Origin of the sequence: Olivibacter jilunii (assembly GCF_900607235.1) — a bacterium.
Classification (GTDB): Bacteria; Bacteroidota; Bacteroidia; order Sphingobacteriales; family Sphingobacteriaceae; genus Olivibacter; species Olivibacter oleidegradans.
In genome coordinates this window covers 572,791-598,124 of record NZ_LR027848.1, presented here as the reverse complement: position 1 = coordinate 598,124, position 25,334 = coordinate 572,791, and the positions used below count along the sequence as shown (strand labels likewise).

Genomic DNA, 25,334 nt, shown 5'->3' with positions numbered 1-25,334 from the left:
CCTTAATTTTACAATTTATATCGTTTTAATGTTATGGAAATAAAAGGCAAGGTACATGAAGTTGGTGCGGTACAGCAGGTTACGGATTCCTTTAAAAAAAGAGATCTGATCGTTCAGTATGCTGAAAATCCGCAGTTTGTAGAATATATAAGATTTGAAGCTACGCAAGATCGGGTTAATCTTTTTGATAACCTGGCTCCTGGCGAAGATATAGAGGTTTCTTTTAATTTAAGAGGGAGACCGTGGACTAATAAGGACGGTGTTACAACCTATTTTAATTCTTTGGTTGCGTGGCGGGTTAATAAGGTTGCACCGGAAGGTGCAGGCGCAACCCCTCAGTATGTACCGCCTGTAGACATCTCCTCTGCCCCTGGAGACGACGATGATCTACCCTTCTAAAAGTCTTTCTAAGAAAAAAGAGCAAGCTACTTCTATAGCTTGCTCTTTTTTTTAAGATATCTATTAAAAACATCAGACAGGTTCTTCACACGTTTCTTAAATACTGGAATTTTTAATACTTCGTGGCATGTTTTGGTCATTTGCCTCAAGCTTGGTGTGTTAAAAATTGTTAAAAGACGTCTGAAAAGCAAGTGCTTGCGTATTTTTGTGTATATGAGGCGTAAAAGTATAGGGCTGATTATCGGGTTAATGCTATTTGCCCTTTTGGGTGTAATAGCGATGCAATATTATTTCATTCATCAATCTTATAATCTTAAAGCGCAATTGTTTGATGAGGCCGTTAATGCCGCATTAAATACGGTTGTGCTGAAAGCAGAGAAAAAGGAAGCTATTGATTTTATAGAGGCTCAAGAAGCAAAAAATATTCGTAACAAACAACTTCGGGAAAAGCAGCAACGGGAGATAGAGGAAGAGTGGCAGACAAAAGCCGTTGTTGAACGTATGCGCAGGCGCCAACGCCAAATGGAAGCTGAATATCGTGAATTGGAGTCGGAGCTAAAACGACAGTTTCCAAGTGCTACGCTTATACCAAATTGGTTCTATGAAACCTATATGCGTGATCCCAAGTTGAAAAGATTGGTAAAAGTATCACTGAAGCAGAGCGCATCAGGTATTTATCAGAATAATAGCATGGAGATATATGCCGAGCGATCTGTTACCAATCCCAAAAAGGCCAAGGACGATAGTGTACGATACGTGATTTTGGACGATTATGCCAATGAATTTGCTGTCGTGGTGCTGCCTCCGCCAAGAGATCGTCAATTAGATGAGCAGATTAAACGCTATGAAGAACAGGAGAAGATTCGGCAAGCCACCCAGTTCTTCGATTCTTATATGTCGAATGCGCAGCAACCGGCAACTTCGGTTATTGAAAATTTGGCAAATGACTTTGAATTGGCAAAGCAGCCATTAAAGAAGCGTATAAACCCCTCCTATATCGAAGCAGAGCTAAAGGAAGAGCTGTTGCATCGAAAGATAAACCTTCCTTTTAATATGGTGATAACCGAGGGAAGCGATGATTCTGTTCTTTTTCAGATGGCATCTTTTAACGGTAATTTTGACCTAAAGAACTCCTATGCCACGCTTCTATTTCCAAATAGCATGATTAAGTCTTCAGGAAAGTTGGCAATTAATTTTCCGAGCAGGACCTCTTTGTTGTTAGGTAGTATGGGCGTCATGCTTGGGTCGTCGGCGGCTTTACTGCTTGTTTTGATCGGATGTTTTACTTATACGATTTTTATCATCTTGCGACAGAAGAAAATTTCGGAGATGAAAACGGATTTCATAAACAATATGACACATGAGTTTAAAACGCCCGTTGCCACTATTATGATTGCCAGCGAATCGTTAAAGGATCCGGAAATTATTACGGACGCTAAACGCGTAGACAAGCTTGCCAGCATTATTTATGACGAAAATGTCCGGCTAGGAAATCATATAGAAAGGGTGTTGAATATTGCCAAAATTGATAAAGGCGATCTGAAGCTTGATAAGCAGGAATTGAATCTTAATGATTTGGTGGCGGCAGTTGTTGATAGCATGGATTTACAGCTAAAAAAGCGGGACGCACAGGTAGATATGCAAATTGAGGCGGCTAATCCCATTTTGTATGGTGATGAGTTCCATTTATCGAATGTTATCTTTAACCTTATAGATAATGCTATAAAGTACAGTAAGGATATTCCTGAAATTACGATTAGAACTAAAAATGTCGGTAACCATCTCCATATTATCGTAGCAGATAAGGGTATCGGCATGAGTAGGGACCAACTGTCTAAAATTTTTGATCAATTCTATCGAGTATCCACCGGAAATCTACATGATGTTAAAGGTTTCGGTCTTGGACTGAGCTACGTACATGATATTATTAAACGAATGAAGGGAACGGTAAAGGTGAAAAGTGAGAAGAATAAAGGAACGGAGTTCGAATTGATTTTACCTACTATAAAGAACTAATCTCATACGGTATGCGGAAAATTTTATTAGCGGAAGACGACCCGAATTTGGGCGAAATACTAAAGGACTACCTAGAACTAAAGGGTAAATTTGATGTTAAACTATGCCAGGATGGAGAGGAGGCTTTGCGCACCTTTAGCAAAGAAGAGTTCGACCTGTGTATCTTAGATGTGATGATGCCGAAAAAGGATGGCTTTTCACTCGGGAAAGAAATTCGAAAAGTGAACGAAAGCGTACCCATCATTTTTGCTACCGCTAAAGGTATGATGGAGGATAAAACTGAAGCCTTCAATTTAGGAGGTGACGATTATATTACAAAACCATTTCGAGTAGAAGAATTGTTATTGAGAATTAATGCCCTATTGAAAAGAAGTTCCTTCCAGGAAAGGGGTGTTGAGGAGGAGCTTCCGGTTAAATTCAAATTAGGGGAATATAACTTCGACTATACAGCCCAATTGATTAGCCGCCATGGCCAACAACAGAAATTATCTACTAAAGAGGCGGAGCTCTTAAGGATGCTCTGTTTAAAGAAAAATGACGTGCTTACACGGGAAGAAGCCCTGATAAAAATTTGGCATGACGACAATTATTTTAATGGTCGTAGCATGGACGTCTTTTTAAGTAAACTTAGAAAATACCTTAAAGAAGACCCGAAGGTAGAAATTGTGAATGTACACGGGAAAGGATATAAGTTATTAGTGGGCTAATGAATAAGCTCCCCAACATGTTTTCGGATATTATCTGCCATTTTTTCTAAGGGTAAGTCATTGACATCCGTGCCAAAAGGGTCTTCAATTTCTTCGGCGATAAGCTCGAGTGATGTTAATACATAAAAAGCAAAAACAACGGCCGGTACGACAAAGTATCCGAGTGAAAACACAAAGCCATATGGTAAGGTTAGTACATAAATTGAAATAAACTTTTTGATAAAAGAGGTATAGGTAAAGGGTATCGGCGTGTTTTTTATTCGTTCACAGGCGCCACATATATCCGTAAAGGACAAAAGCTCGGCATTTAATATTATTAATTGGTCTCCACTGATAACGCCTTCTCTGTACAATGTATCCGTTCTTTTAAAGATCATAGCAGCCACCTGATTAGGGCCATGCTTGTTTTCATCTAGGTGGTTGAACTCCGGGTGATCTTTTTCGTCTAACATGAAACGTGTTTGACTGGACTGTAAATGCTCTCGAAGTGTGCTTGCAAATAAGGGTATACTCTTTTTATAGAAGCTTCGGTTTCCCTTATCACCCTCGGGCAAAAGACTTTCAATTCGCAATGCAAGGTTTCTGCTATTATTCGTTAACTGCCCCCATAACTTTCTCCCCTCCCACCAACGATCATATGCTGTGTTCGTTCTGAATACCAGTAAGATCGATAGGACAAATCCAAGCAAACTGTGCATAGAAGGAATATTTCGCAGCCAGCTTTTCTCAGACAATTTAAGGTATTCTATTTCGAGATAAGCAATCGCCCAGGCATAAATCGCCATTAAAATAAGATAGGGATATAATTTTTTTATAGTTTCAGAACGGTGAAAAGATAAAACGGCATGCAGCCAGTCTTTTGGATTGTAAATAATCATTGCTAGAAATGAAATTGTGCGTGTAAATCTAAAAAAAGAAGATTAAAATTTCATCGGATGGTAAATGCTATAAATTAAAGGTAATTCCTTGAGCCAATGGAAGCTTGTCCGAATAGTTGATGGTATTGGTCTGTCTTCTCATATAAGCCTTCCAGGCGTCAGACCCGGACTCTCATCCTCCACCCGTTTCTTTTTCACCTCCAAAGGCACCCCCAATTTCGGCGCCCGATGTGCCGATATTGACGTTAGCAATGCCGCAATCGGAGCCGTTAACAGATAGAAAATGCTCTGCTTCTCGTAAATTGAGTGTCATAATTGCGGAAGAAAGACCCTGCGGAACATTATTTTGTATAGCGATTGCTTCTTCTAAATCTTTGTACTTCATCACATATAAAATAGGGGCAAAGGTTTCTTGTTGAACGATTTTGTAATGTGGTTCAACTTCCGCAATACATGGTTTAACATAACAAGGCGAAGGATACCCGTCTCCTTTCAAAACGCCCCCTTCTACAATGAACTTACCCCCCTCCTGTTTACATCGTTTAATGGCTTCAAGATAGGAGTTGACAGCGGCCTCGTCAATTAATGGGCCGACATGATTCGCTTCGTCCAGCGGATTTCCTATCTTTAACTGTTTGTATGCATCAACCAATTGGACTTTAAAGGATTCATAAATGGACTCATGAATGATTAGTCTACGAGTGGTGGTGCAACGTTGCCCTGCGGTTCCAACAGCGCCAAAAACACTGGCTAATAAAGCGGTTTTCGTATCCGCATGCGGTGTAATAATGATAGCGTTATTACCGCCCAGTTCAAGGATGGTTCTACCCAACCGAGCAGCTACAGCTTGGGCAACCGATTTTCCCATACGTGTTGAGCCCGTTGCGGAAAGGAGCGGAATACGTGGATCTGATGCCATCTGTTTACCTAACTCGGCGTCACCCTGAATAAGGCAAGAAATCTCTTGAGGTAGGTCATTCCTATTAAATATTTCAGATACGATTTTTTGACAGGCTAAAGCAGTTATGGGCGTTTTTTCAGACGGTTTCCAAAGACAAACATTGCCGCAAACCCACGCAATTGCGGCATTCCAGCTCCAAACAGCAACCGGGAAGTTAAAGGCCGAAATAATGCCAACGATACCCAATGGAAGCCATTGTTCGAACATTCGATGAGCCGGACGTTCTGATTGGGTCGTTAATCCATACAATTGCCGGCTCAAGCCAACCGCAAAGTCGCAAATGTCAATCATTTCCTGCACTTCTCCCAAACCTTCTTGTAGGCTTTTTCCCATTTCGTAGGAAACGAGCCTTCCAAGATCTTGTTTATGAAGCCGTAGCGCATCGCCAATCTGGCGGACAATTTCCCCTCTTTTAGGTGCAGGAACCTGTTTCCACTGTGAAAAAGCGACGCCGGCCTTTCCGACTAATGTTTCATAATCTACACGAGTGGTTATCGGGACAGTAGCGATAGCTTTGCCATCCACGGGGGAGAAACTCGTTATAGAAGGCGAGGTGCCGCTAACATTTTGAATATAAAGTCGTTCTAAAATCGAGGAAATATGAATCGCTTTCATAAAAATGCCTTTTCAATTGAATGTATGCTATACAAACCTAAAGTAAAATTCCGGAAAAATATGTATATTTGTATATATAGATACAAAGGTTAGTAGGGGTTGTTTAATCCTCCAAGAGATTGCCGCTGGTGAATGTTATTAACAAAGTACTTCAAAAAACAAAATTGTAAAAGCTTATGAGACAAAGCCTTGGGTTTTTATTTGTTTGTTTGTGGAAAACTAAATTCTTAGAATAAGAGTTTTAACAGTAATTTGAAGGCATTATTTCATCAGCAAGTGTATTAGCTAAGCTGTTCGTTTTTGTACATATTGGCATTATGATTGAACGTTAATAAAGATTCCGTCTGGGGTCTGGTTCTGTTTTATGTGATACGTGGAGGGGCAAAGATAAAGAACTACTAATTATTTTAATTGCGATGGAAGACGATTTTGATTTTGAATTCTCTGAAGACCCAAAGTTTTCGGTAGAACGTTACGAAGAGATGATCCGTAATGAGGATCAATACTTTTTTGACGCCCAAGCATTTGAGGGAATCATCGATTATTATATGGAGAAGAATGATCCCGTAAAAGCTCTTCAAGTAGTTGATTACGCGGTTAACCAGCATCCCTTTGCCGCCATTTTTTATATCAAGCAAGCGCAACTATACTCTGTGACCAATCAATTGGATTTAGCATTAAAGGCGCTAGACAAAGCTGAGTTATTGGAAGCTTCTGAACCCGATATATATCTTATTCGTGGCGGGATTCTTGGAACAATAGATCGATACGAAGAGGCTATTGCAAACCTGGAGAAAGCGCTGTCTCTAACAGAGAATCCGGACGAGATATTCTTGCAAATGGCTATGCTTTTTCAAAATAAAGGCGACTATGAGCAAGCGATCAAATACCTAAAAAAGAGCCTTGAGCATAATATGGAGAACCAGGAAGCATTATATGAACTGGCTTTCTGCTATGATGTTTTAGATCGGCAAGAGGAAAGTATCGGGTTTTATCTTCAATACATTGATAATGAACCATATTCCTATGCTGCCTGGTATAACCTTGGAAACGCATATCATAAATTAAGTTTGTATGAAAAGGCGATCGATGCCTATGATTATGCGATATTGATTAAGGAAAATTTTGCCTCGGCTTATTTCAACAAAGGAAATGCATTGGTAAATTTAGATCGATATGCTGAGGCGATCGATGTTTATAAGGAGACCTTTGAGTACGAGCCGCCTAGTGCGGAGACCTACTGCGCTATCGGAGAATGTTATGAGAAGTTGGAACAAATGGATGAAGCAAGGTCGTATTATAAAAAGGCAGTGAAAATTGATCCGAAGCTTGGAGATGGTTGGTTTGGAATTGGTGTGACGCTTGATTACGAAGAACGCTACTTTGAATCCTTACATTTTTACAAAAAAGCGTTGGATATTGATGATCAAAATCCGGAATATTGGTTTGCAATAGCTGATGCCCGCTATAAGTTAAAGCAAATCGCGGAGGCCGAGGCTGCTTATGAAAAGGTGGTGGAATTGAATCCGCTTGATACGGAAGCTTGGCTTGACTATTCATCGATTTTATATGAGCAAGAAAAACTTACAACCGCTATTGAAGTAATATCAGAAGCGATAAAGAACAACCCCGATGCTCCTGAGTTATATTATAGAATGGTGGCTTATATGTTTGCTGCAGGAAAATATACAGAAGCGCTGAATTTTCTGGAATTGGCCCTGACGGCGGATCCCGAAAAATATCACATACTATTTGAATATCTCCCCCAACTACAAGATAATAAGGTGATTCTAGAAATTATCAACAAGTTTACCAAGTAACAATTACATTTTATCAACATGAAAGTATAGCAGTGTTGATTTTTTTTTTCACCTTTGCATTCCTATGAACTTTGAGTTAAATAATATCCCAATACGGACGCTCAAGCCTCGGAATAATGGGATAACGATGGTGATGGATAAAGGTATGAGTACCAGGCAGGCTCAAGATTTCATCGAAGTTGCTGCACCACATACCGATATAGTAAAATTGGGATGGGCAACATCCATGGTTACTCCAAAGCTTGAAGAGAAGTTACAGATTTATCGCGATGCACAGATGCCTTTTTATTTTGGAGGCACCTTGTTTGAAGCTTTTTTGATAAGAAATCAATTCGACGCATATCGGAAAGTACTTGATAAGTATAAGATGGAATATGCAGAAATATCCGATGGATCGATCATCTTACCCCATGAGGAAAAATGTAAATATATTGACATACTAAGTAAACAGGTTACGGTCATCTCGGAAGTTGGATCAAAAGACGATAAAAAAATAATAGCGCCCTATCGTTGGATCGAGCTTATCAAAGCGGAATTAGCGGCCGGGTCCTGGAAAGTCATTGCCGAGGCGAGAGAAAGTGGTAACGTAGGAATTTATCGTGAAACAGGAGAAGTGCGACAGGGACTCATTGACGAGATATTAACGCAGGTTCCGCAAGAGTCCATTATTTGGGAAGCCCCTATAAAAGCGCAACAGGTTTGGTTCATTAAATTGATTGGAAGTAATGTCAATTTAGGCAATATAGCGCCACAGGAAGTTATACCTTTGGAAACAATACGTCTTGGACTACGGGGCGATACGTTTGACCATTTTATTTCTATGTAGTTTTGCTAAGTGAAAAACATAGTAAATATATGTTTGTTAAATTCTAACGAAAGACGGGGGCAAAGGTTCCCCGGATATTATAAATAGTGATGAAGAAATTTGGATTGATTGGATATCCGCTTAAGCATTCATTTTCTAAGCAATATTTTAACGAAAAGTTCGAAAGGGAGGGTCTCAAGGATTACCATTATGAATTATTACCGCTCCCCAATATCAGCGATCTACCCGATTTATTAAAGCAGCAACCAGAGCTTTGTGGTCTTAATGTAACGATACCACATAAGATTGGGGTTATGTTTTATCTTGATAAAATATCGCCTGAAGCGAAAGAGATTGATGCCGTTAATTGTATAAAGATCGTAAAATCGAATCCGGTTGAATCTTTTTTTAGTGGAGAAATGTGCATGAAAAAGGTTCAGCTGGAAGGGTATAACACGGATGTTTACGGTTTTGAGGAGTCCTTAAAACCTTTACTGAAGAAACAGCATTCAAAGGCGCTCGTTTTGGGTAACGGCGGTGCCGCCCGTGCCGTCTTTTATGTGTTAAAAAAATTGGGGATCGACTATGAGGTGGTTTCTAGACGAGCAAATCCTAAGCAGTTTTCTTACGAACAATTAAATAAAGAAATAATTGAAGGGCATCTGCTTATTATTAACACCACTCCTCTTGGAACCTTTCCGAAGGTAGATGAAAAGCCCGAAATTCCCTATGAGTTTATTGGTGAACGGCACTTGCTTTATGATTTGGTTTACAATCCGGAAGAAACGGCTTTTTTAATGGAAGGAAAGAAACGTGGAGCAATCATAAAGAATGGTTTGGAAATGCTTCACCTACAAGCAGAAAAGAATTGGGAAATATGGAACTCATAACCATAGAGAATCGCTAACTTAGCAAGGTGACTTCGAGAGGAATAATAGTAATTATATGCGTTCTTCTTTTAGGGCTATTTTCTTCATGTGGAAGAGATTATGCGCCTAAGCCCCGCGGTTATTTTCGGATTAAGTTTCCCGACAAGAAATATCAAGCCTTTAAAGGAGCATGTCCTTTTCGTTTTGATTACCCTCGCTATGCGATTATTGAGCCAGATACCAATGTTTCGGCTAGACCTTGCTGGTTTGATGTAGTCTTTCCATCTTACAATGCCCGTATTCATCTGAGTTATTATCCGATTTCCAGCCAAAAAGTTTTTAATCAATTGGTTGAGGATGCCCGAACCTTTGCCTTTAAACATACGGTTAGGGCGACCGCCATTGATGAATCGACTATTTCATTTCCGGATGAGCGCGTGTATGGCATTTTATATTCCATAGAAGGCAACAGTGCGTCTTCGGTTCAGTTTTTTGTGACCGATAGTACCAGAAACTATCTAAGGGGGGCGCTTTATTTTCACGAAAAGCCAAGGCTTGACTCTATTCGGCCCGTATTGGATTTCCTTAAACAGGACATCAACGTAATGATCAAATCAATGAAGTGGCATTGACACACTCCGATTTGTTTTGTTGTTGTTGGAGAATGCCAAGCATTTTATCTAAGTTTGTTTATTATGATATACGTAAAAAGGTTTGAAAATAATCCCTTTGCCGAGAATACTTATATTTTATATGATGAGACGCACAACTGCGCCATAGTAGATCCAGGGATGTATACGACAGCGGAGGAAGAAAGTGTACTTCATTTTATTAGATCGAATAACCTGAAGCCCACCTTGTTATTGAATACCCATTGTCATGTAGATCATGTGCTAGGAAATAAGTTGATTTATGAGGAATTTGGGCTACTTCCCCAATTTCATGCGCATGAAGCGGCTGTGTTATCGGATGTACAAGTACGAGCGCCGATGTTCGGTTTACGGTATGAGCAGTCGCCTATACCAGAACATTTTTTGCCAATGGAGGGTAATGTGAGCTTTGGTAACACCTCCTTGCAACTTATCTTTGCTCCCGGCCATTCTCCCGGTCATTTGTGTTTCTATAATCAACAGGAAAAACTGCTTATCGGTGGAGATGTGCTGTTTAGAAGAAGTATCGGTAGGACAGACCTTCCAGGAGGAAACCATCAATTGCTTCTAAAGCATATTAAAGAAGACCTGTATAGCTTACCGGATGATACTATTGTATACCCTGGGCATGGCCCGGAAACATATATAGGAGAAGAAAAGGTCAGTAATCCTTTTGTTAGAGCCTAAGTAACTTAATGTTATGAATACTGCCACCTTTATTGCCAAGCGGTACCTGTTCTCCAAAAAATCTGTTAATGCGATTAACATCATCTCGGCCATCAGCATGGTAGGTGTATTGGTAGCTAGTGGTGCGTTGATTGTAATCTTATCGGTTTATAATGGGCTAGAAGGTTTGATATTAAGTATGTATAGCTCCTTTTCCTCCGAATTGCGGATTGAACCAGCTTCCGGTAAAGTATTTAAAGAAGATACGGTTGTTTTTGAAAAAATCAAAAAGGATTCGCGAATAGCAAGCTATAGCCAGGTATTGCAAGAAAAGGTGCTTCTAAGATATCGGGAATACCAGTACATAGCAAACATGAAAGGTGTTGACCCATCTTATGGCCTAAATCGACCGGCAGATAACTTGTTATGGGATGGAACATTTGTGTTAAGCGAAAACGGAATAAATTATGCCTTATTGGGGGCGCGCGTTTTTACTAATTTAGGTATAAGTTTAAATAATATTCTAGCAGAGATTGAAGTTTTCTCACCAAAGAAAGGGGTCCGGTCAGCTCTCAACCCAGCGGATGAATTTAATGTTCGGAATATTGCACCTGCAGGGGTTTTCAAAGCACAACAAGAGCTTGATGATCTTATCATTGTTCCAATTGGTTTTGCCCGTGATGTACTTGGAGAATATGATGAAATTTCGGCGATTGAAATTAACCTTAAAAAGGGGGCCGATTTGAACCGTGTCCAGAAGGATCTTCAAAAGTTACTGGGAAAAAACTATAACATAAAAAACCGGGTGGAACAAAACCCGGGACTTTACAAGTTATTAAATAGTGAGAAATGGATGGTATTTTTCATTTTAGCGTTTGTATTGGTGATTGCAGCGTTTAATATCGTCGGATCATTGACCATGCTAGTCATCGATAAACAAAAAGATGTAGCGGTATTAAATAGCTTAGGTGCGCCACATGGACTGGTAAAGCGTATCTTCTTTTTAGAGGGAATCTTTATTTCCATGATGGGATGTTTAGGTGGCTTGTTATTAGGTGCAGTCTTTTGTATAATTCAGGAAAAGTTTGGTGTGGTACGTATGGGAACAACTACCATTGTCTCGGACGTTTATCCTGTATCCATGCGATGGTCTGATTTTCTTTTGGTATTTCTGACCGTATTACTAGTTTCAGGGACTGCGTCTGCTATTTCGTCGAGATTGAGTGTTAAAAATATGGAACAATTAAAGGCTTCGGAGTAGCTTCCGAAGGATTATTCTTAATTTATTACAGTGACAATAAAAGATATTTTACAACAATATAAGGAACACAAAGGAGTCTTATCGTTTACAAAAGCACTTCAGGGAGCCAAGCCTAGAATTCAATTAAAGGGATTGATAGGATCAGCCGACGCCATAACGGCGGTTTCGAGTTATCAGCTGCAGGAACGACCTTTTATTTTCGTATTACCCGATTATGAGGAAGCAGCGTTCTTTTTGAGTGATTTAGAGGGCCTCCTGGATAAGCAGGTTCTTTTTTTCCCCTCCTCTTATCGGAAACCCTTTGATTTTACTCAAGCGGATAGTGCGCATGTATTGCAGCGAGCAGAAACCCTCAGTACGCTGAATCACGCTTCGGAATTGCCAAAGATGATCGTGACCTATCCGGAAGCGCTAGCAGAAAAAGTAATTAACCGGACTGAACTAAGTAAAAATACACTTGAAATATCCATTAATGCAAAGTTGGATATCGATTTTATCAATGAATTTTTGATAGAGTACGACTTTGAGCGAGTGGATTTTGTGTACGAACCGGGACAATTTGCAATTAGGGGAGGGATCGTTGATATTTTTTCATTCTCAAATGATTTACCCTATCGCATTGAGTTCTTTGGCAACCTTGTGGAAAGTATACGCACATTCGATACAGAGAATCAACTTTCTGTTAATAAGATTCATACGGTAACAATTGTTCCAAATGTGCAGGCGAAGTTTCTAACAGAGAACAATATTTCTTTACTGGAATATATCGATAGTGACGCCGTCATCTGGATTAAAGATGTTCAATTTACCCTTGACATTGTGCAATCTGGATACAAAAATGCCAGCAAACTTTGGTCCGCTTTATCGGCCCAGGACAAAGAACATAACCCCGAATGGATCGATCCTAAATTCAGCTTCACGGATGAAAAGATGCTTGCGAACCTGTTACAGGATTTTCCGGTAGTTGAGTTCGGTAAGCAATTTTTCTACGATGCTGATCATCAAATTCAATTTAATCAGCGACCTCAGCCCTCTTTCAACAAAGATTTTGGACTACTTATTCACAATATAAAGGAAAATGAGGAGAAGAAAATCACCAATTGTATTTTTAGCGACTCTCCGAAACAGATCGAAAGGTTGTTTGCCATTTTAGATGATCTGGATAAAACGGTCAAATTTATTCCCATAAGTATTGCCTTACGTGAAGGATTTAGCGATGAAGAGCTCAAACTAGCTTGCTATACGGACCATCAAATTTTTGATCGCTATTATAAATATAAACATAAAAAAGGCTATGCCCGGTCACAAGCGATTACTTTAAAAGAACTTCGTGACCTTAAACCCGGCGATTATATTACTCATATTGATCACGGGATAGGTAAATATGCGGGCTTGGAAAAAGTAGAAGTTAATGGCAAAATGCAGGAAATGATTCGCCTGGTTTACGCCGACAACGATCTGCTATATGTTAATATAAACTCCTTAAATCGGATTAGCAAGTATACGGGTAAAGATGGTACTGTTCCTAAAATGAATAAATTAGGAACCGATACTTGGGATAAGCTAAAAAGAACCACTAAAAAAAAAGTTAAAGATATTGCCCGCGATCTGATTAAGCTATATGCTCAACGGAAAGCGCAAACGGGGAATGCTTTCAGCCCGGACACTTATTTGCAAACGGAATTGGAAGCCTCCTTTATTTATGAGGATACACCAGACCAAGAAAAGGCGACCAACGATGTAAAAAAAGATATGGAGGCACCGCATCCGATGGATCGGCTCGTATGTGGTGATGTCGGTTTTGGAAAAACAGAGGTAGCTGTACGGGCTGCTTTTAAGGCAGTCGCTGATAGTAAGCAGGTGGCGGTGTTGGTTCCTACAACAATTTTGGCATTACAACATCACAGGACCTTTTCCGAACGGTTAAAGGGATTTCCTTGTAATATTGACTATATCAACCGGTTTAAAACGAGCAAAGAAATAAAGGACACGTTGAAGCGACTCGCCGAGGGTGAAATTGATATTGTGATCGGAACGCATCGCCTGGTAAGCAAAGATGTGAAATTCAAGGATCTCGGACTATTGATTATTGATGAAGAACAGAAATTTGGTGTAGGTGTTAAAGAGAAGCTTAAGCAATTGCGTGTTAATGTTGATACGCTGACGCTTACTGCTACGCCGATTCCTCGGACACTTCATTTTTCGTTGATGGGAGCAAGAGATTTAAGCATCATAAGCACTCCTCCGCCAAATCGTCAACCTGTACAAACGGAATTGCATGTATTTAATGAAAAACTGATACAAGAGGCTGTGGCCTATGAAATTAATAGAGGCGGGCAGGTCTTCTTTATCCACAATCGGGTGCAGGATCTTCGCCAATTGGGAGCTTTGATCACTAAGCTGGTGCCAAATGCAAGATGTGGTGTTGCCCATGGGCAATTGGAAGGTGATGCCTTAGAGGATGTCATGCTCAAATTTATTAATCATGAGTTTGATGTGTTGGTGGCCACAACGATTATTGAGGCGGGTTTGGATATTCCGAACGCAAATACCATTATTATTAACCATGCGCATATGTTCGGCCTAAGCGATTTACATCAAATGCGAGGGAGAGTGGGTCGATCCAACAAAAAGGCTTTTTGTTATTTATTGTCTCCTCCCCTTTCGACCCTTACACCCGAGGCACGTAAACGTCTGAGCGCCATTGAAGAATTTAGTGAACTGGGAAGTGGGTTCAATGTAGCGATGAGGGATTTGGACATTCGTGGAAGCGGAAATCTATTAGGTGCAGAACAAAGTGGTTTTATCGCAGAAATAGGCTTTGAAATGTACCATAAGATTTTGGACGAAGCTATCCAAGAATTGAAAGACGATGAATTTGAAGGGTTGTTTAAGGAGGAAAAGGCTAGAGTATATGTTAATTTTACGCAAATAGACACGGATTTAGAGGTATACATTCCGGATTCTTATGTAACCAATGTAGGTGAACGTTATAATCTATACAATCAAATGGCGTCGTTAAAGACCGAAAATGAAATCGAGTCTTTCGAGCAGGATTTGGCCGACCGTTTCGGGCCGGTACCATTGCCGGTAAAGGAGTTGCTAAATACGCTTCGTTTACAATGGCTTGGTAAAGAAATAGGTTTTGAGAAGATATCCTACAAAAAGAACGTGCTTCGGGGGTACTTCATTAGCAATAAAAAATCACCGTATTTTGAAAGTGAACGATTTGGAAAGGTTTTGCAGTTTGTTCAGCAAAATCCATCGGTTTGTAACCTAAAAGAAGTAAAAGGAAGTTTGCGTATCGGATTCGACAGAATTCAAAGCGTGGATGAAGCTGTTATGCTTCTTCAGGAATTAGCCCGTTAAGCGTATGGAATCTGATAGAGAAATATTAAAAGAGCTCGTTGTCTATAAAATGCCTTATGGAAAATATAAGGATTGGCCTATAAGCCGTTTGCCCGAGCACTACCTTGTTTGGCTCCGAAATCAGGGCTTTCCTAAGGGAAAATTGGGTGTTCTACTTGCTACAATGTATGAAATCAAATTAAACGGCTTAGAGCATTTACTTTCTCCGCTCGAAAACAAGCGCTTCAACAAATGAGCTATCGAATTGTTATCCCTTAAAGATTAAGGCTTATGATTCAGTTAAAAATTATCTTAGGAAGTACAAGAAATGGCAGAAAAGGGCATGCTGTTGCCCATTGGATATATGAAACAGCAAAGAAATATACAATGTTTGATACGGAATTGATAGACCTAAAGAAAGTCAATCTGCCTTTTATGGATGAGCCGGTACATCCTCGAATGCAGCAATACACCCATCAACATACCAAAGATTGGAGCTCAAAGATCGACGCTGCTGATGCTTTTATATTTGTCACACCGGAATACAATTATGGTATGCCCGCCCCTTTAAAGAATGCACTGGATTTCCTCTTTAATGAGTGGGCCTATAAACCGGTCGCCATGGTAGGGTATGGAGGTATAGCCGGAGGGACACGAGCGATTCAGCAGCTTAAGCAAGTTACCAATGCACTACAAATGTTCCCTTTCGATGGATTGCTACTCGCAAATTTTTCCAAACAGCTTAATGAGGAGGAATCGTTTGCTGCCACTGAAGCGAACGAAAAAGCAGCGGAAGCGATGCTCGTTAAACTTGAAAAGTTACATTACGCCCTGAAGGAGTTGCGATGATGAGCTTACTCTTCATCTAAGGCTTGATGAAGAAACAGCTTGAAGTCATACATAGCTTCCGCAAAATTCAATAAACGAGTAATGGATCGCCCATCATCCTCGGAGAGATCGGCATCACTTAAGGTGCTGCTGGCGGTGAAGCTCTTTAGTTTAAGAAATTCAATATCCGGGTGGTCAGCATCATAGCCTGCCGGAACTTTTTTGAGTTTATCTTCGTTATTTAAAATACAGAACTTAGTGAACTTGGGGGCGTTGATGATCTGTCTAAACTGGGTGCCGTTGTAATCAATTTCCTGTCTGATTGCCGCCAAATGTTCTTTCTCCGGACGCCAATAGCCACCGGCAATAAATGAATTTCCCGGTTGTATATGGAGGTAGTACTCCGGGCCATTCAGCTTTCTTCCGGCAACAGATATACCGGCACCGAACCAATTTTTATAGGGAGTCTTATCTTTGCTAAAGCGTGTATCCCGATATATCCTAAAAAGGCATTTTGAAACGGGAATATCCTCGCTAATATAACGGTCTATTTTCGATAGCGTGTGGATGAATTCGGCAACAAAATCTTTAACATTTTGATGTGCTAAATCATAGTCAGATTTGTGCTCCTGAAACCACTCTCTATTATTATTTTGTTGTAAGCTCGTTAGAAACGTGAATGTGGATGGGAAAATATGCATTATAAAAATAACTTTTGCTACGGGGTAAAGCCCCGTAGCAAAGATAATTAATTACCAAAACAATAAGTATAGTGCGGCAACAACGCCTGTTATTAACAAAGAACCTATCGCAAATCCCGGATGGACGCGGAACATTTTTGTGTCCACTTCCAAACCTTTTGGCTTAACACCACGGTTATTTTCGATGATGCTTATTATAAGCATCGCCGCTATACAGATAATGAAAACAAAGCCCATACGGTCAAGGAATGGTATTTCATAAATACCTTCTGCATTTTTGACGGCAAAACCGGATGGAGCCAAGAAAGATAGATCCATGACGTTCGGCAAAAATTTAAAAATGACAGAAAGAATGAATCCGCCGACAGTTGCAAACATTGCAGCAGAGGATGTTGCTTTTTTCCAGAAAAAACCTAAGATGAACATCGCGAAAATTCCAGGAGACACGAAACCGGTATATTCTTGAATATACTGAAAGCCACCCTTTTTATCTATCCCTAAGTATGGTGAAATGACGATGGCTAATAGCATGGAAACGATAATGGTTGTTTTTCCCACATTAACCAGATTTTTTTCAGAAGCCTCTTTGTTGAAAATCTTTTTGTAAACATCCAATGAAAAGATGGTAGCAATACTGTTGGCTTTTCCGGCTAAAGAAGCAACTACTGCTGCTGTCAAGGCGGCAAAAGACAATCCTTTTAAACCGGTTGGTAAAAGATTCAGCAGTACAGGATAAGCGTGATCAGGATTTACACTTCCATCCTGAAGCATTTCTTCCTGAAAATAACCTTCTTTATAAAGTATATAAGCCGCAATTCCAGGCAGTACTACAATAACCGGCATTAACAGCTTTAGTCCTGCCGCAAATAGCAAACCTCCCCTAGCGGTTTTGAGGTCCGCACCCAAGGCCCGTTGGGTAATGTATTGATTACAGCCCCAATAATTCAGGTTTACGATCCAAAGACCGCCTATGAGCACCGAAAGTCCGGGTAAATCGAGGTAGTTTTCATTGTCTTTGCCGAATATCATTTCAAAGTGGTCGGGAGCTTTATCATACATAAGTCCCAAACCGTTTAATGCTCCATGTACGCCAAAATGGTCGGCTACCAAATTGAGTGCGATATAGGTTGTCGCCAGTCCGCCGAGAATCAAAAAGAACACTTGGATTACATCCGTAAACCCAATAACTTTCATACCGCCCAGTGTAATGATAATAGCGAAAATAGCGAGCGCGAAAATGCACACGGTGAAATTGATGCCTGATATACTGGATACGGCCAACGCGCCTAGATACAGAATTGAAGTAAGGTTAACAACAACATAGAGCAGCAACCAGAATATGGCCATGACGATACTTACGGTACTATTGTAGCGCTGATTTAAAAATTGAGGCATGGTGTATATCTTATTTTTAAGATATACCGGGATAAAGAAAATACCGACGATAATCAGTGTGATCGCGGCCATCCATTCATAAGCAGCGATCGCCAGGCCCATTTTGAAGCCCGAACCACTCATTCCGATGAACTGCTCTGCAGAAATATTGGAAGCAATTAGCGAAGCGCCGATTGCCCACCAAGTTAAAGAACCCTCAGCAAGGAAATAGTCTTTGGAATCTGCAGTGAGTGATTTCTTTTTTTGATATACCCAGTAGCCGTATAAAGCTACGATCAAAAAATAGAATAAAAAAACGAAGTAGTCAGTAGTGTGTAAGGTTTTCATTGGGCTTGTTTTATGGTGTTTTTATTTTTGCACATGAAATCGATAAATTGTTTGTGATCGGAATGGCTGCTTTGCCTTTAGTAAGGGTGATGGGAATTGTGCTTGGTTCGGTGCATCAGGAAAGTGTTGTGTCTCGAAGCAGAACGCGTGTTGCTTGGCATAGTGGTTTCCTGATTTCCCTTTGTCCTTTCCTGTGAGCGCATTTCCCGTATAAAATTGTATCCCGGGTTCGGTGGTAAGCACTTCGAGCATAATCCCACTCTTTTCAGAGAAGGCAGAAGCTGCGACTTTTTTACCGTCTTTGTTTGCTTCGTTTAGAACGAAGGTATGGTCATATCCCCCACCTCCCTTTTGGATTTGTTCATCCTCGCTTGATATGCCCAAGGATATACGCTTCGGTTTACGGAAATCAAAAGCTGAATCGCTTACCGGTCGGAGCTCTCCCAAAGGGATTTGAACCTCGTTAATGGGAAGGAACGTTTCGGCTGCGATTTCAACAACATGATCAACGATGGATCCCGAACCTTCGCCATCCAGATTGAAATAGGCGTGATTTGTAAGGTTAATAATAGTGTCTTTATCGCTATTTGCTCGATAATTTATTTGGAGCTCGTTTTCATCTGTCAATAGATAATCTACGGACACGGTGAGTGTTCCCGGAAAACCTTCTTCACCGTCAGGAGAAGTATAATAGAAGGTCACCTGATTGGGATTGTTAATTCTTCGATCCCATATTTTTGTGTGAAAACCATTTTTCCCACCATGTAGCGCATTAGGGCCGTTATTTGGTTCAATTTTATAGGGTATTCCGCCAAGTTCAAATGTACCGTTGCTTATCCGGTTGGCGTATCGCCCAATAGTAGCCCCATGATATAATTCATCCGCATGGAGATAATCCAAGATGTTGTTAAAGCCCAAAACAACATCTACCGAACTTCCGGTCTTATCGGGAACAATCATACTTACTATTCGCGCGCCATAGTTTGTAAGCGCCACCTGCATTCCTCTGTTATTTTTTAGTATGATCAGCGCGCTACTCTTATCGTCTCCTTTTGTTTTGAAATCTTTAAGTAGTGGAAGCTTATACCTGGCCATACGATGCTTGTGTTAAATCAACGATACTCGTTCCGGAATTTATTTCAGCAATATAATACGGAATCTCTATTCCTGTTTGTTCTTTATAAGCAGCAGCAACTTGTTGAGCCACTTCCTCCGCTTTATCAGCTTTCACAAGATTAATCGTGCAACCGCCAAAGCCCCCACCCATCATACGGGCTCCTAGCACATACTGATTGCCCTTTACTAACTGCACCAATAAATCAAGTTCCTTGCAACTCACTTCATACTGTTTCTCCAAGCCTTCATGCGTTTCAAACATACGTTGCCCGAAAGCTTTAAAATCGTCTTTTTTCAAATCCTCACAAGCTAGCTGTAAACGTGCAATCTCTGCGACCACGTAGCTACACCTTCGATATACAATTTCGTCAACGGGTTTTACATATTTGAGAAGCATCTCTTCCGTAGCGTGCCGCAAACTGGTAACTGAGGGGTGATGCCGACTGATCAACCGAACGCCCTCTTCGCATTGTTCGCGGCGTTCGTTGTAGGCAGAGGAAGCTAACGAGTGTTTAACCTGCGTATCGAGCAGCAATATTTTTATGTCGCTTGTCTTAAAAGGAATATACTCGTATGAGTAATCTGCACAATCTAATTTCACAAGGTGCTGTTCTTTTCCGAATACACTCGCAAACTGATCCATTAAGCCGCAATTTACACCGACAAACTGATTTTCAGCAGCTTGAGACAGAAGTGCGATATCCAGCTTACTTATGTGGAACTCAAAAAGCGTGCTTAGAGCAAAAGCGGTAGCGCATTCCAAGGCAGCGGATGACGATAAGCCTGCTCCTTGCGGAATATCTCCGGAGAAAGCAATATCGAATCCTTCATTAATGGCGTAATTATTTAATTGCAATTGTTCAATGACGCCGAGAATATAATCCGGCCAAAGTTTGTCAGTCTTTTTTATAGCATCAACGGTGGTTTCAAAAGAATCGGATAGATCTATGGCATAAAGACGAACTTTATCCGTGTTATTTTTAGCAATAGCTAAGTATACATTTTTATTAATTGCCGCCGGAAGAACGAGCCCTTCGTTATAATCGGTATGCTCTCCAATGAGGTTTACTCGGCCCGGTGAGCGGACGATTAATGGATTCTGACTAAATTTTTCGATAAATAGTTTCTTTAGGTTAGCCGCTTTAATCATGCTTTTGTTTATAAGGAATTAATTTGTAAATGTATTGGATGAAATATTAAAAAGCAAATGGATTGTGTTAAAAATACACTATTTGATAACCGCCAAAACAGAATGACCAAACGAAATACCTGAAATAATCGAAGATATAGCTTCTGATAACATGCGTTTTTGTCGGTATTTTAATTTTTTGTCGTTGATTGTCAGTCATTTATAATTTAGTATATCTTTAACAAGCTACTATGTATTGCATAATACCTACCAAAACATATATCTTTGTTATATGATAGTAGAAAATACGCAAACCCAAATGAGGAAAGGAATACTGGAATACTGTATTCTGTCAATTATTTCCCGAGGGGAAATATACGCCTCAGATATCATCAATGAGCTCAAGGCGGCTCGCTTATTGGTGGTAGAGGGTACACTATATCCTCTGTTAACCAGATTGAAGAATAACGAGCTGTTAAGCTATATCTGGAAAGAGTCCAGCTCGGGTCCGCCAAGAAAGTATTATCAAATAACCGAAGCCGGCCAAGAAGTGCTTAAAGCTTTAGATGAAACTTGGAACGAGCTTGTGTTTGCAGTAAAAACATCCACTGCACCTAGAAATACAGAAGAAAACAGCGATGTGAACCTTTAATAAATGATTAACCATGAATAAAACAATAATAATAAATATAAACGGCATCGTTTTTCACATTGAAGAAGATGCTTACGATGCTTTGCGGTCATACATGATCGATGTGAAAAAGCATTTTGCTTATACGGAAGACAGCAAGGAAATTGTAGGAGATATTGAAAACAGAATTGCAGAGATGTTCAACGAACGGATTGTTCCGGGAAAGAAAGAAGTTATTACGATGCAGGATGTGGAAGAAGTTTGTGCACAGATGGGAAAAGTGAGCGACTTTGAAAGTGATAATGCCGGTGATTCTTATGATTATTCGCGACAATCGTATTATGGGTCAGGCTACTCAGGAACACGCAAATTATTTAGAGATCCCGATGATAAAGTATTTGGGGGCGTATGTTCCGGGTTGGGGCATTACCTCGATATCGAAACATTATGGGTTCGGCTCGTAATGGTACTCTTGTTTGTTTTTGCCGGAACGGGCTTCCTTTTATACATTATACTTTGGATTGTTGTACCCATTGCAAAAACCCGGGCCGACCGTATGGCGATGCGTGGGGAAGCACCGAATTTGCAAAACTTCAAAAAGAATTTTGAAGAGGAAATGGAGGGCCTCCGCGGAAATTTTACTATGGCCGGGGAAAGAATCAAACCCGGCCTAAATAAGGCGGCAGACTCGTTGGAGGGTGCTGCGAATTTTATTGCAAAAGCATTCATTGTATTCTTAAAAGTTATCGGCGCTCTTATCATTTTCGGGTTAAGCGCAGGAATTGTTGCGTTGCTTGTTTGCCTAATTCTGGCAATACCAGATTGGACCGGAGATGGCTTCGGGGGGTTATATGACCCGGATTTCCCCTTGTATCTTGTTCCTGAATCTTATAAGGGTATTGTCATTGTGGCCGCTTTCTTCAGTTTGGCGATCCCTCTTTTGGCACTTATTATACTAGCCATCCGTATTGTATTTAATAGGCGAATAGCGGGTAGTTATGTAGGATTCGGGCTTCTGGTACTATGGCTCGTAGCTGCCGGTACGCTCACCTATTATACGATTCAAACAGCACAAGATTTCGGAGAGGATGCTTCCATTGTTCAGGAGCGCTTACTAGCCCCTTTCCCTGCATATTATGTGGATGTAAACGATGTCAACGTCATTAAAAAGGTCGATTCCAGCGGGAATCGACTGGACTCTTTGGGTACTATTATAAAATCCAATCGAAAAAGAGGTAAATTCCGAAACATGAATTCGGTCGATATTAAAATAATAAAGGGGGAGACGAACAGTCCGGCAAAACTCGTTCAAGAGTTTCACGCCCGAGGGAAAAACTTTGATCTAGCAGCGAAGCGAGCAGAACGAATCATTTATAATGTGAATCAGCAGGAACAGCATATCGTATTTGATAATAACTCCACCTTGCCACAAGGTGAACTAATGCGCGACCAGCGAGTAAGTATTAAAATGTTGTTACCTGTGGGCGCAAAATTATTTTTAAGTAATGAAGCCGATAACCATATTAGAAATTTGCCGGTTTGGCAATGTAGAGAAAATTTTCCCGAGGAAAATAGAGCCTCTTATACAGAATGGATTATGACGGAAGAAGGGTTGAAATGCATAGCAGAGATGAAAAAGGAAGAAGAACATCAAGCAGATTCAGTCCATATTGAAAATTAATCAGATAGCCAACTTAAGTGAAAAAGCCTCATAAGGCGAGTCATTATTCTCAATATTATAATATGTAAATTAGTCGCAAAAATCATTTTTATGGAGATTGCAACACTTTATAGGCTTTTTCAAGAATGTCAAAAAATATCAACGGATACGAGAAATATTCTTCCCGGGTCCATTTTCTTTGCATTGAGAGGGGCTACATTTAACGGTAATCAATTTGCTGAAAAAGCGCTGGAATTAGGTGCAAGATTAGCGATCGTTGATGAGCCGGTACCCATTGTTGACGAACGCATCGAAGTGGTTTCGAATGTTCTGGAAACACTGCAAAATTTAGCGAGGTATCACCGGGATCAGCTGCAGATACCTGTTATAGGGGTCACCGGTACTAACGGAAAGACGACTACTAAAGAGCTTCTACAATCGGTGTTGTCGCAGAAGTTTAACGTTTATGCTACAAAAGGTAATTTGAATAATCATATAGGTGTACCGTTGAGTGTGCTGGCAATTGATTCAGCTATTGAGCTTGCTATTATAGAGATGGGTGCTAACCATATTGGCGAGATCGCTTTTTTATGTGGGATAGCGAAACCGGGGCTCGGACTGATTACAAATGTTGGGAAGGCGCATTTAGAAGGTTTTGGAAGTTTTGAGGGGGTGAAACAGGCTAAAGGTGAGTTATATGAGTGGCTGGAAGAACATAAAGGGGTTCTGTTTTTACAAGGAGATAATAATCATTTATTATCAATGGCCAACAATAAAACCTTCAAGCAAATCATAACCTATGGTTTAGACAAATCGAACAATATTAGTGGCGAATTGCTTTCCGTTAATCCCGTTTTAAATTTAGGTTGGAGCAGTATTAAGGCATATGGTTACGATCGTCAGGTGGTACCTACGCATTTAACGGGCTCCTATAATCTGGAAAATGTATTAGCTGCCGTAGCTGTAGGTTTATATTTTGGATTGAACCCCGAGGAAATTAACCGAGGCATTACAGCGTACAGCCCTACAAATAATCGTTCTCAGATCACGCAGACTGAAAAGAATACAGTTATTTGTGATTACTATAATGCCAATGCAAGTAGTATGTGGGCGGCTCTGGATAATTTGGAAAGTATTCATGCGGAGAAAAAGGTATCAATTTTGGGTGATATGTTTGAGTTGGGTGAAGAAGCACCGACAGAACATCGCCGTTTGATCGAACGCATACGTGGCATGAAGCTTTATCGAAAAATTTTTGTGGGTAGGAACTTTTTCGGACAAAGGCAAGAAGAACATGATATAGAATATTACGAATCGCTCGACGCGGCTAAGCAGGCTTTACAAGAGAAACCACTTGAAAATACGACGGTTCTTCTAAAGGCATCTAGAGGAATGGCTTTTGAAGGCTTGCTTCAATATCTATAATTTAAAAGGGAGTTATGAGGAAGATTAATCATTTTTTTTGGTTTTGTAGTGGGGTACACGTACCTACCTTATTGAAAACTCCCTCAGAGCACAACAAATATGCAGGTATTGGAGCAACGATTTTTTTTACCGGTTTGTTTGCCGCTATCGCCGGTAGTTATGCGCTGTATTTTGTTTTTAGCGGAAGCACTTATGCCTTACTCGCTTCCATTTCCTTTGGTCTCATTTGGGGAACGGCTATTTTTAATATGGACCGCTACATCGTTTCAACAATTAATAAAATGTCGACACCCTTTAAACAGTTTCTCCAAGCAGCACCTCGTTTAGTTTTGGCGATATTGATTGGGATTGTGATTTCCAGGCCTTTGGAGCTAAAAATATTTGATAAGGAAATAAGAGAACAACTTAAGATAAATTATCTAAATGGACAAAAACAACGGATCGATCAATTAAATGGCTCCTTTGATCGTAAATACAATAGTGATATCGTTAAATTAGAAGGACTAAAATCGGAACTTGATTCCCTTTCGAAAACGATTAAGCACGATCGTCAAAGTTTAAATTTTGAAATATTTGGAAGTAAAACAGCTGAGACTTCGGGTATGATGGGCTATGGCCCTTACGCCAAAAGAAAGGAGGAGGCGTTAAAGGAAAGAGAGAGACGAGAAGAGGATTTACGTTCACAGATAAGCGTTCAGGAGCGCTTTATAAAAGAAAGGAGGCAGATCGATGGCCTGCTTGACGAAAAGCTAATGACATCCAAGGAGTTGGATAGCATCGTGAAACTAGCTGGTTTTGCTGATAGGAACGAAGCCCTCGGACAGTTAAAATACAGTGATGCAGGGAAGACGAATGCGAGTAATTACTGGGCGATAACATTCATTGGATTATTATTCATCTTTTTTGAATGCTTGCCCGTATTGGTTAAGCTGATGAGTGGCAAAGGTCCTTACGATGCTTTGATTAACGATGAGGAATTTTTGGTTATTTATCGGTCAGAGCAAGACAAAACTACTGAAGTAACCGTTCTTGATCAAGTTCAATCTGCCAAAGTAAGTGCGGGGATAAAGAAAATAAGAAGTGAGCTTGAAGGTATTACAGGATAATGCTCATTATTTAATGTTTTC

At 40.3% G+C, this 25,334-nt stretch carries 21 protein-coding genes and 1 pseudogene; 16 read left to right on the top strand and 6 right to left on the bottom strand.

Annotated elements, in window-relative coordinates; genetic code table 11:
• Positions 1 to 33: 33 nt before the first annotated feature.
• The 3 genes from E0E36_RS02595 (at position 34) to E0E36_RS02585 (ending at position 3,122) form a co-directional block, all read left to right on the top strand.
• Complete coding sequence (locus E0E36_RS02595; protein WP_013664623.1) at positions 34 to 399, top strand: DUF3127 domain-containing protein; 366 nt, start codon at positions 34 to 36, stop codon at positions 397 to 399.
• A gap of 213 nt (positions 400 to 612) precedes the next feature.
• A complete protein-coding gene (locus tag E0E36_RS02590; protein WP_041387153.1) occupies positions 613 to 2,415 on the top strand; it encodes a sensor histidine kinase in 1,803 nt (600 codons plus the stop codon).
• 11 nt (positions 2,416 to 2,426) lie between these two features.
• Positions 2,427 to 3,122 carry a response regulator transcription factor gene (locus E0E36_RS02585; RefSeq protein WP_013664625.1) on the top strand — a complete coding sequence of 232 codons (696 nt, stop codon included), beginning with the start codon at positions 2,427 to 2,429 and terminating at the stop codon, positions 3,120 to 3,122.
• Here E0E36_RS02585 and E0E36_RS02580 read toward each other — a convergent pair.
• Positions 3,119 to 4,000, bottom strand: a complete 882-nt coding sequence (locus E0E36_RS02580; RefSeq protein ID WP_130854608.1) for a bestrophin family protein — start codon at positions 3,998 to 4,000, stop codon at positions 3,119 to 3,121. The two genes, E0E36_RS02585 and E0E36_RS02580, sit on opposite strands and share 4 nt — an antisense overlap.
• 67 nt (positions 4,001 to 4,067) lie before the next feature.
• Positions 4,068 to 5,576 (bottom strand): annotated as a pseudogene (gene amaB / locus E0E36_RS02575) (L-piperidine-6-carboxylate dehydrogenase).
• A 416-nt stretch (positions 5,577 to 5,992) separates the two neighbouring features.
• Here amaB and E0E36_RS02570 point away from each other — a divergent pair.
• From E0E36_RS02570 to E0E36_RS02530, 9 genes are all read left to right on the top strand, one after another.
• Positions 5,993 to 7,396 (top strand): tetratricopeptide repeat protein, encoded by a 1,404-nt coding sequence (locus tag E0E36_RS02570; protein WP_013664628.1) that lies wholly within the window; start codon positions 5,993 to 5,995, stop codon positions 7,394 to 7,396.
• 64 nt (positions 7,397 to 7,460) lie between these two features.
• Positions 7,461 to 8,222 carry a phosphosulfolactate synthase gene (locus tag E0E36_RS02565; RefSeq protein ID WP_130854607.1) on the top strand — a complete coding sequence of 254 codons (762 nt, stop codon included), beginning with the start codon at positions 7,461 to 7,463 and terminating at the stop codon, positions 8,220 to 8,222.
• A gap of 89 nt (positions 8,223 to 8,311) precedes the next feature.
• Positions 8,312 to 9,091: a shikimate dehydrogenase family protein gene (locus E0E36_RS02560; RefSeq protein ID WP_013664630.1), complete on the top strand. Its 780-nt coding sequence runs from the start codon at positions 8,312 to 8,314 to the stop codon at positions 9,089 to 9,091.
• 26 nt (positions 9,092 to 9,117) lie between these two features.
• Positions 9,118 to 9,702 (top strand): gliding motility lipoprotein GldD, encoded by a 585-nt coding sequence (gene gldD / locus E0E36_RS02555; protein WP_130854606.1) that lies wholly within the window; start codon positions 9,118 to 9,120, stop codon positions 9,700 to 9,702.
• Positions 9,703 to 9,765: 63 nt separating this feature from the next.
• Positions 9,766 to 10,407 carry an MBL fold metallo-hydrolase gene (locus tag E0E36_RS02550; RefSeq protein WP_130854605.1) on the top strand — a complete coding sequence of 214 codons (642 nt, stop codon included), beginning with the start codon at positions 9,766 to 9,768 and terminating at the stop codon, positions 10,405 to 10,407.
• A 13-nt stretch (positions 10,408 to 10,420) separates the two neighbouring features.
• A complete protein-coding gene (locus E0E36_RS02545; protein ID WP_130854604.1) occupies positions 10,421 to 11,647 on the top strand; it encodes an FtsX-like permease family protein in 1,227 nt (408 codons plus the stop codon).
• Between the two features lie 30 nt (positions 11,648 to 11,677).
• The gene (gene mfd / locus E0E36_RS02540; RefSeq protein WP_130854603.1) at positions 11,678 to 15,016 is read left to right on the top strand and encodes a transcription-repair coupling factor; all 3,339 of its coding nucleotides are present in this window, start codon (positions 11,678 to 11,680) and stop codon (positions 15,014 to 15,016) included.
• 4 nt (positions 15,017 to 15,020) lie between these two features.
• The gene (locus tag E0E36_RS02535) at positions 15,021 to 15,251 is read left to right on the top strand and encodes a DUF3820 family protein (protein WP_013664635.1); all 231 of its coding nucleotides are present in this window, start codon (positions 15,021 to 15,023) and stop codon (positions 15,249 to 15,251) included.
• Between the two features lie 35 nt (positions 15,252 to 15,286).
• Positions 15,287 to 15,844 (top strand): NADPH-dependent FMN reductase, encoded by a 558-nt coding sequence (locus E0E36_RS02530; RefSeq protein ID WP_130854602.1) that lies wholly within the window; start codon positions 15,287 to 15,289, stop codon positions 15,842 to 15,844.
• Between the two features lie 5 nt (positions 15,845 to 15,849).
• Here the strand turns inward: E0E36_RS02530 and E0E36_RS02525 are convergent, their stop codons facing one another.
• The 4 genes from E0E36_RS02525 to galK are packed head-to-tail and all read right to left on the bottom strand — an operon-like array spanning position 15,850 to position 20,512.
• Positions 15,850 to 16,524: a DUF2461 domain-containing protein gene (locus E0E36_RS02525; protein ID WP_130854601.1), complete on the bottom strand. Its 675-nt coding sequence runs from the start codon at positions 16,522 to 16,524 to the stop codon at positions 15,850 to 15,852.
• Positions 16,525 to 16,575: 51 nt separating this feature from the next.
• Positions 16,576 to 18,246: a sodium/sugar symporter gene (locus E0E36_RS02520; RefSeq protein ID WP_013664638.1), complete on the bottom strand. Its 1,671-nt coding sequence runs from the start codon at positions 18,244 to 18,246 to the stop codon at positions 16,576 to 16,578.
• 21 nt (positions 18,247 to 18,267) lie between these two features.
• Positions 18,268 to 19,341 (bottom strand): aldose epimerase family protein, encoded by a 1,074-nt coding sequence (locus tag E0E36_RS02515; RefSeq protein ID WP_130854600.1) that lies wholly within the window; start codon positions 19,339 to 19,341, stop codon positions 18,268 to 18,270.
• Positions 19,328 to 20,512: a galactokinase gene (gene galK, locus E0E36_RS02510; RefSeq protein WP_130854599.1), complete on the bottom strand. Its 1,185-nt coding sequence runs from the start codon at positions 20,510 to 20,512 to the stop codon at positions 19,328 to 19,330. Before galK ends, E0E36_RS02515 begins: the two co-directional genes overlap by 14 nt.
• Before the next feature lie 271 nt (positions 20,513 to 20,783).
• On the opposite strand from galK, the gene E0E36_RS02505 reads away from it, so the two are divergent.
• The 4 genes from E0E36_RS02505 to E0E36_RS02490 all read left to right on the top strand — a co-directional run bounded on the left by E0E36_RS02505 (position 20,784) and on the right by E0E36_RS02490 (position 25,313).
• Positions 20,784 to 21,143, top strand: a complete 360-nt coding sequence (locus tag E0E36_RS02505) for a PadR family transcriptional regulator (RefSeq protein ID WP_013664641.1) — start codon at positions 20,784 to 20,786, stop codon at positions 21,141 to 21,143.
• A gap of 13 nt (positions 21,144 to 21,156) precedes the next feature.
• Positions 21,157 to 22,803: a PspC domain-containing protein gene (locus tag E0E36_RS02500; protein WP_130854598.1), complete on the top strand. Its 1,647-nt coding sequence runs from the start codon at positions 21,157 to 21,159 to the stop codon at positions 22,801 to 22,803.
• Positions 22,804 to 22,893: 90 nt separating this feature from the next.
• Complete coding sequence (locus E0E36_RS02495) at positions 22,894 to 24,207, top strand: UDP-N-acetylmuramoyl-tripeptide--D-alanyl-D-alanine ligase (protein WP_130854597.1); 1,314 nt, start codon at positions 22,894 to 22,896, stop codon at positions 24,205 to 24,207.
• A gap of 14 nt (positions 24,208 to 24,221) precedes the next feature.
• On the top strand, positions 24,222 to 25,313 hold the full coding sequence (locus E0E36_RS02490; protein ID WP_130854596.1) for a DUF4407 domain-containing protein: 1,092 nt from the start codon (positions 24,222 to 24,224) through the stop codon (positions 25,311 to 25,313).
• Positions 25,314 to 25,334: the final 21 nt, after the last annotated feature.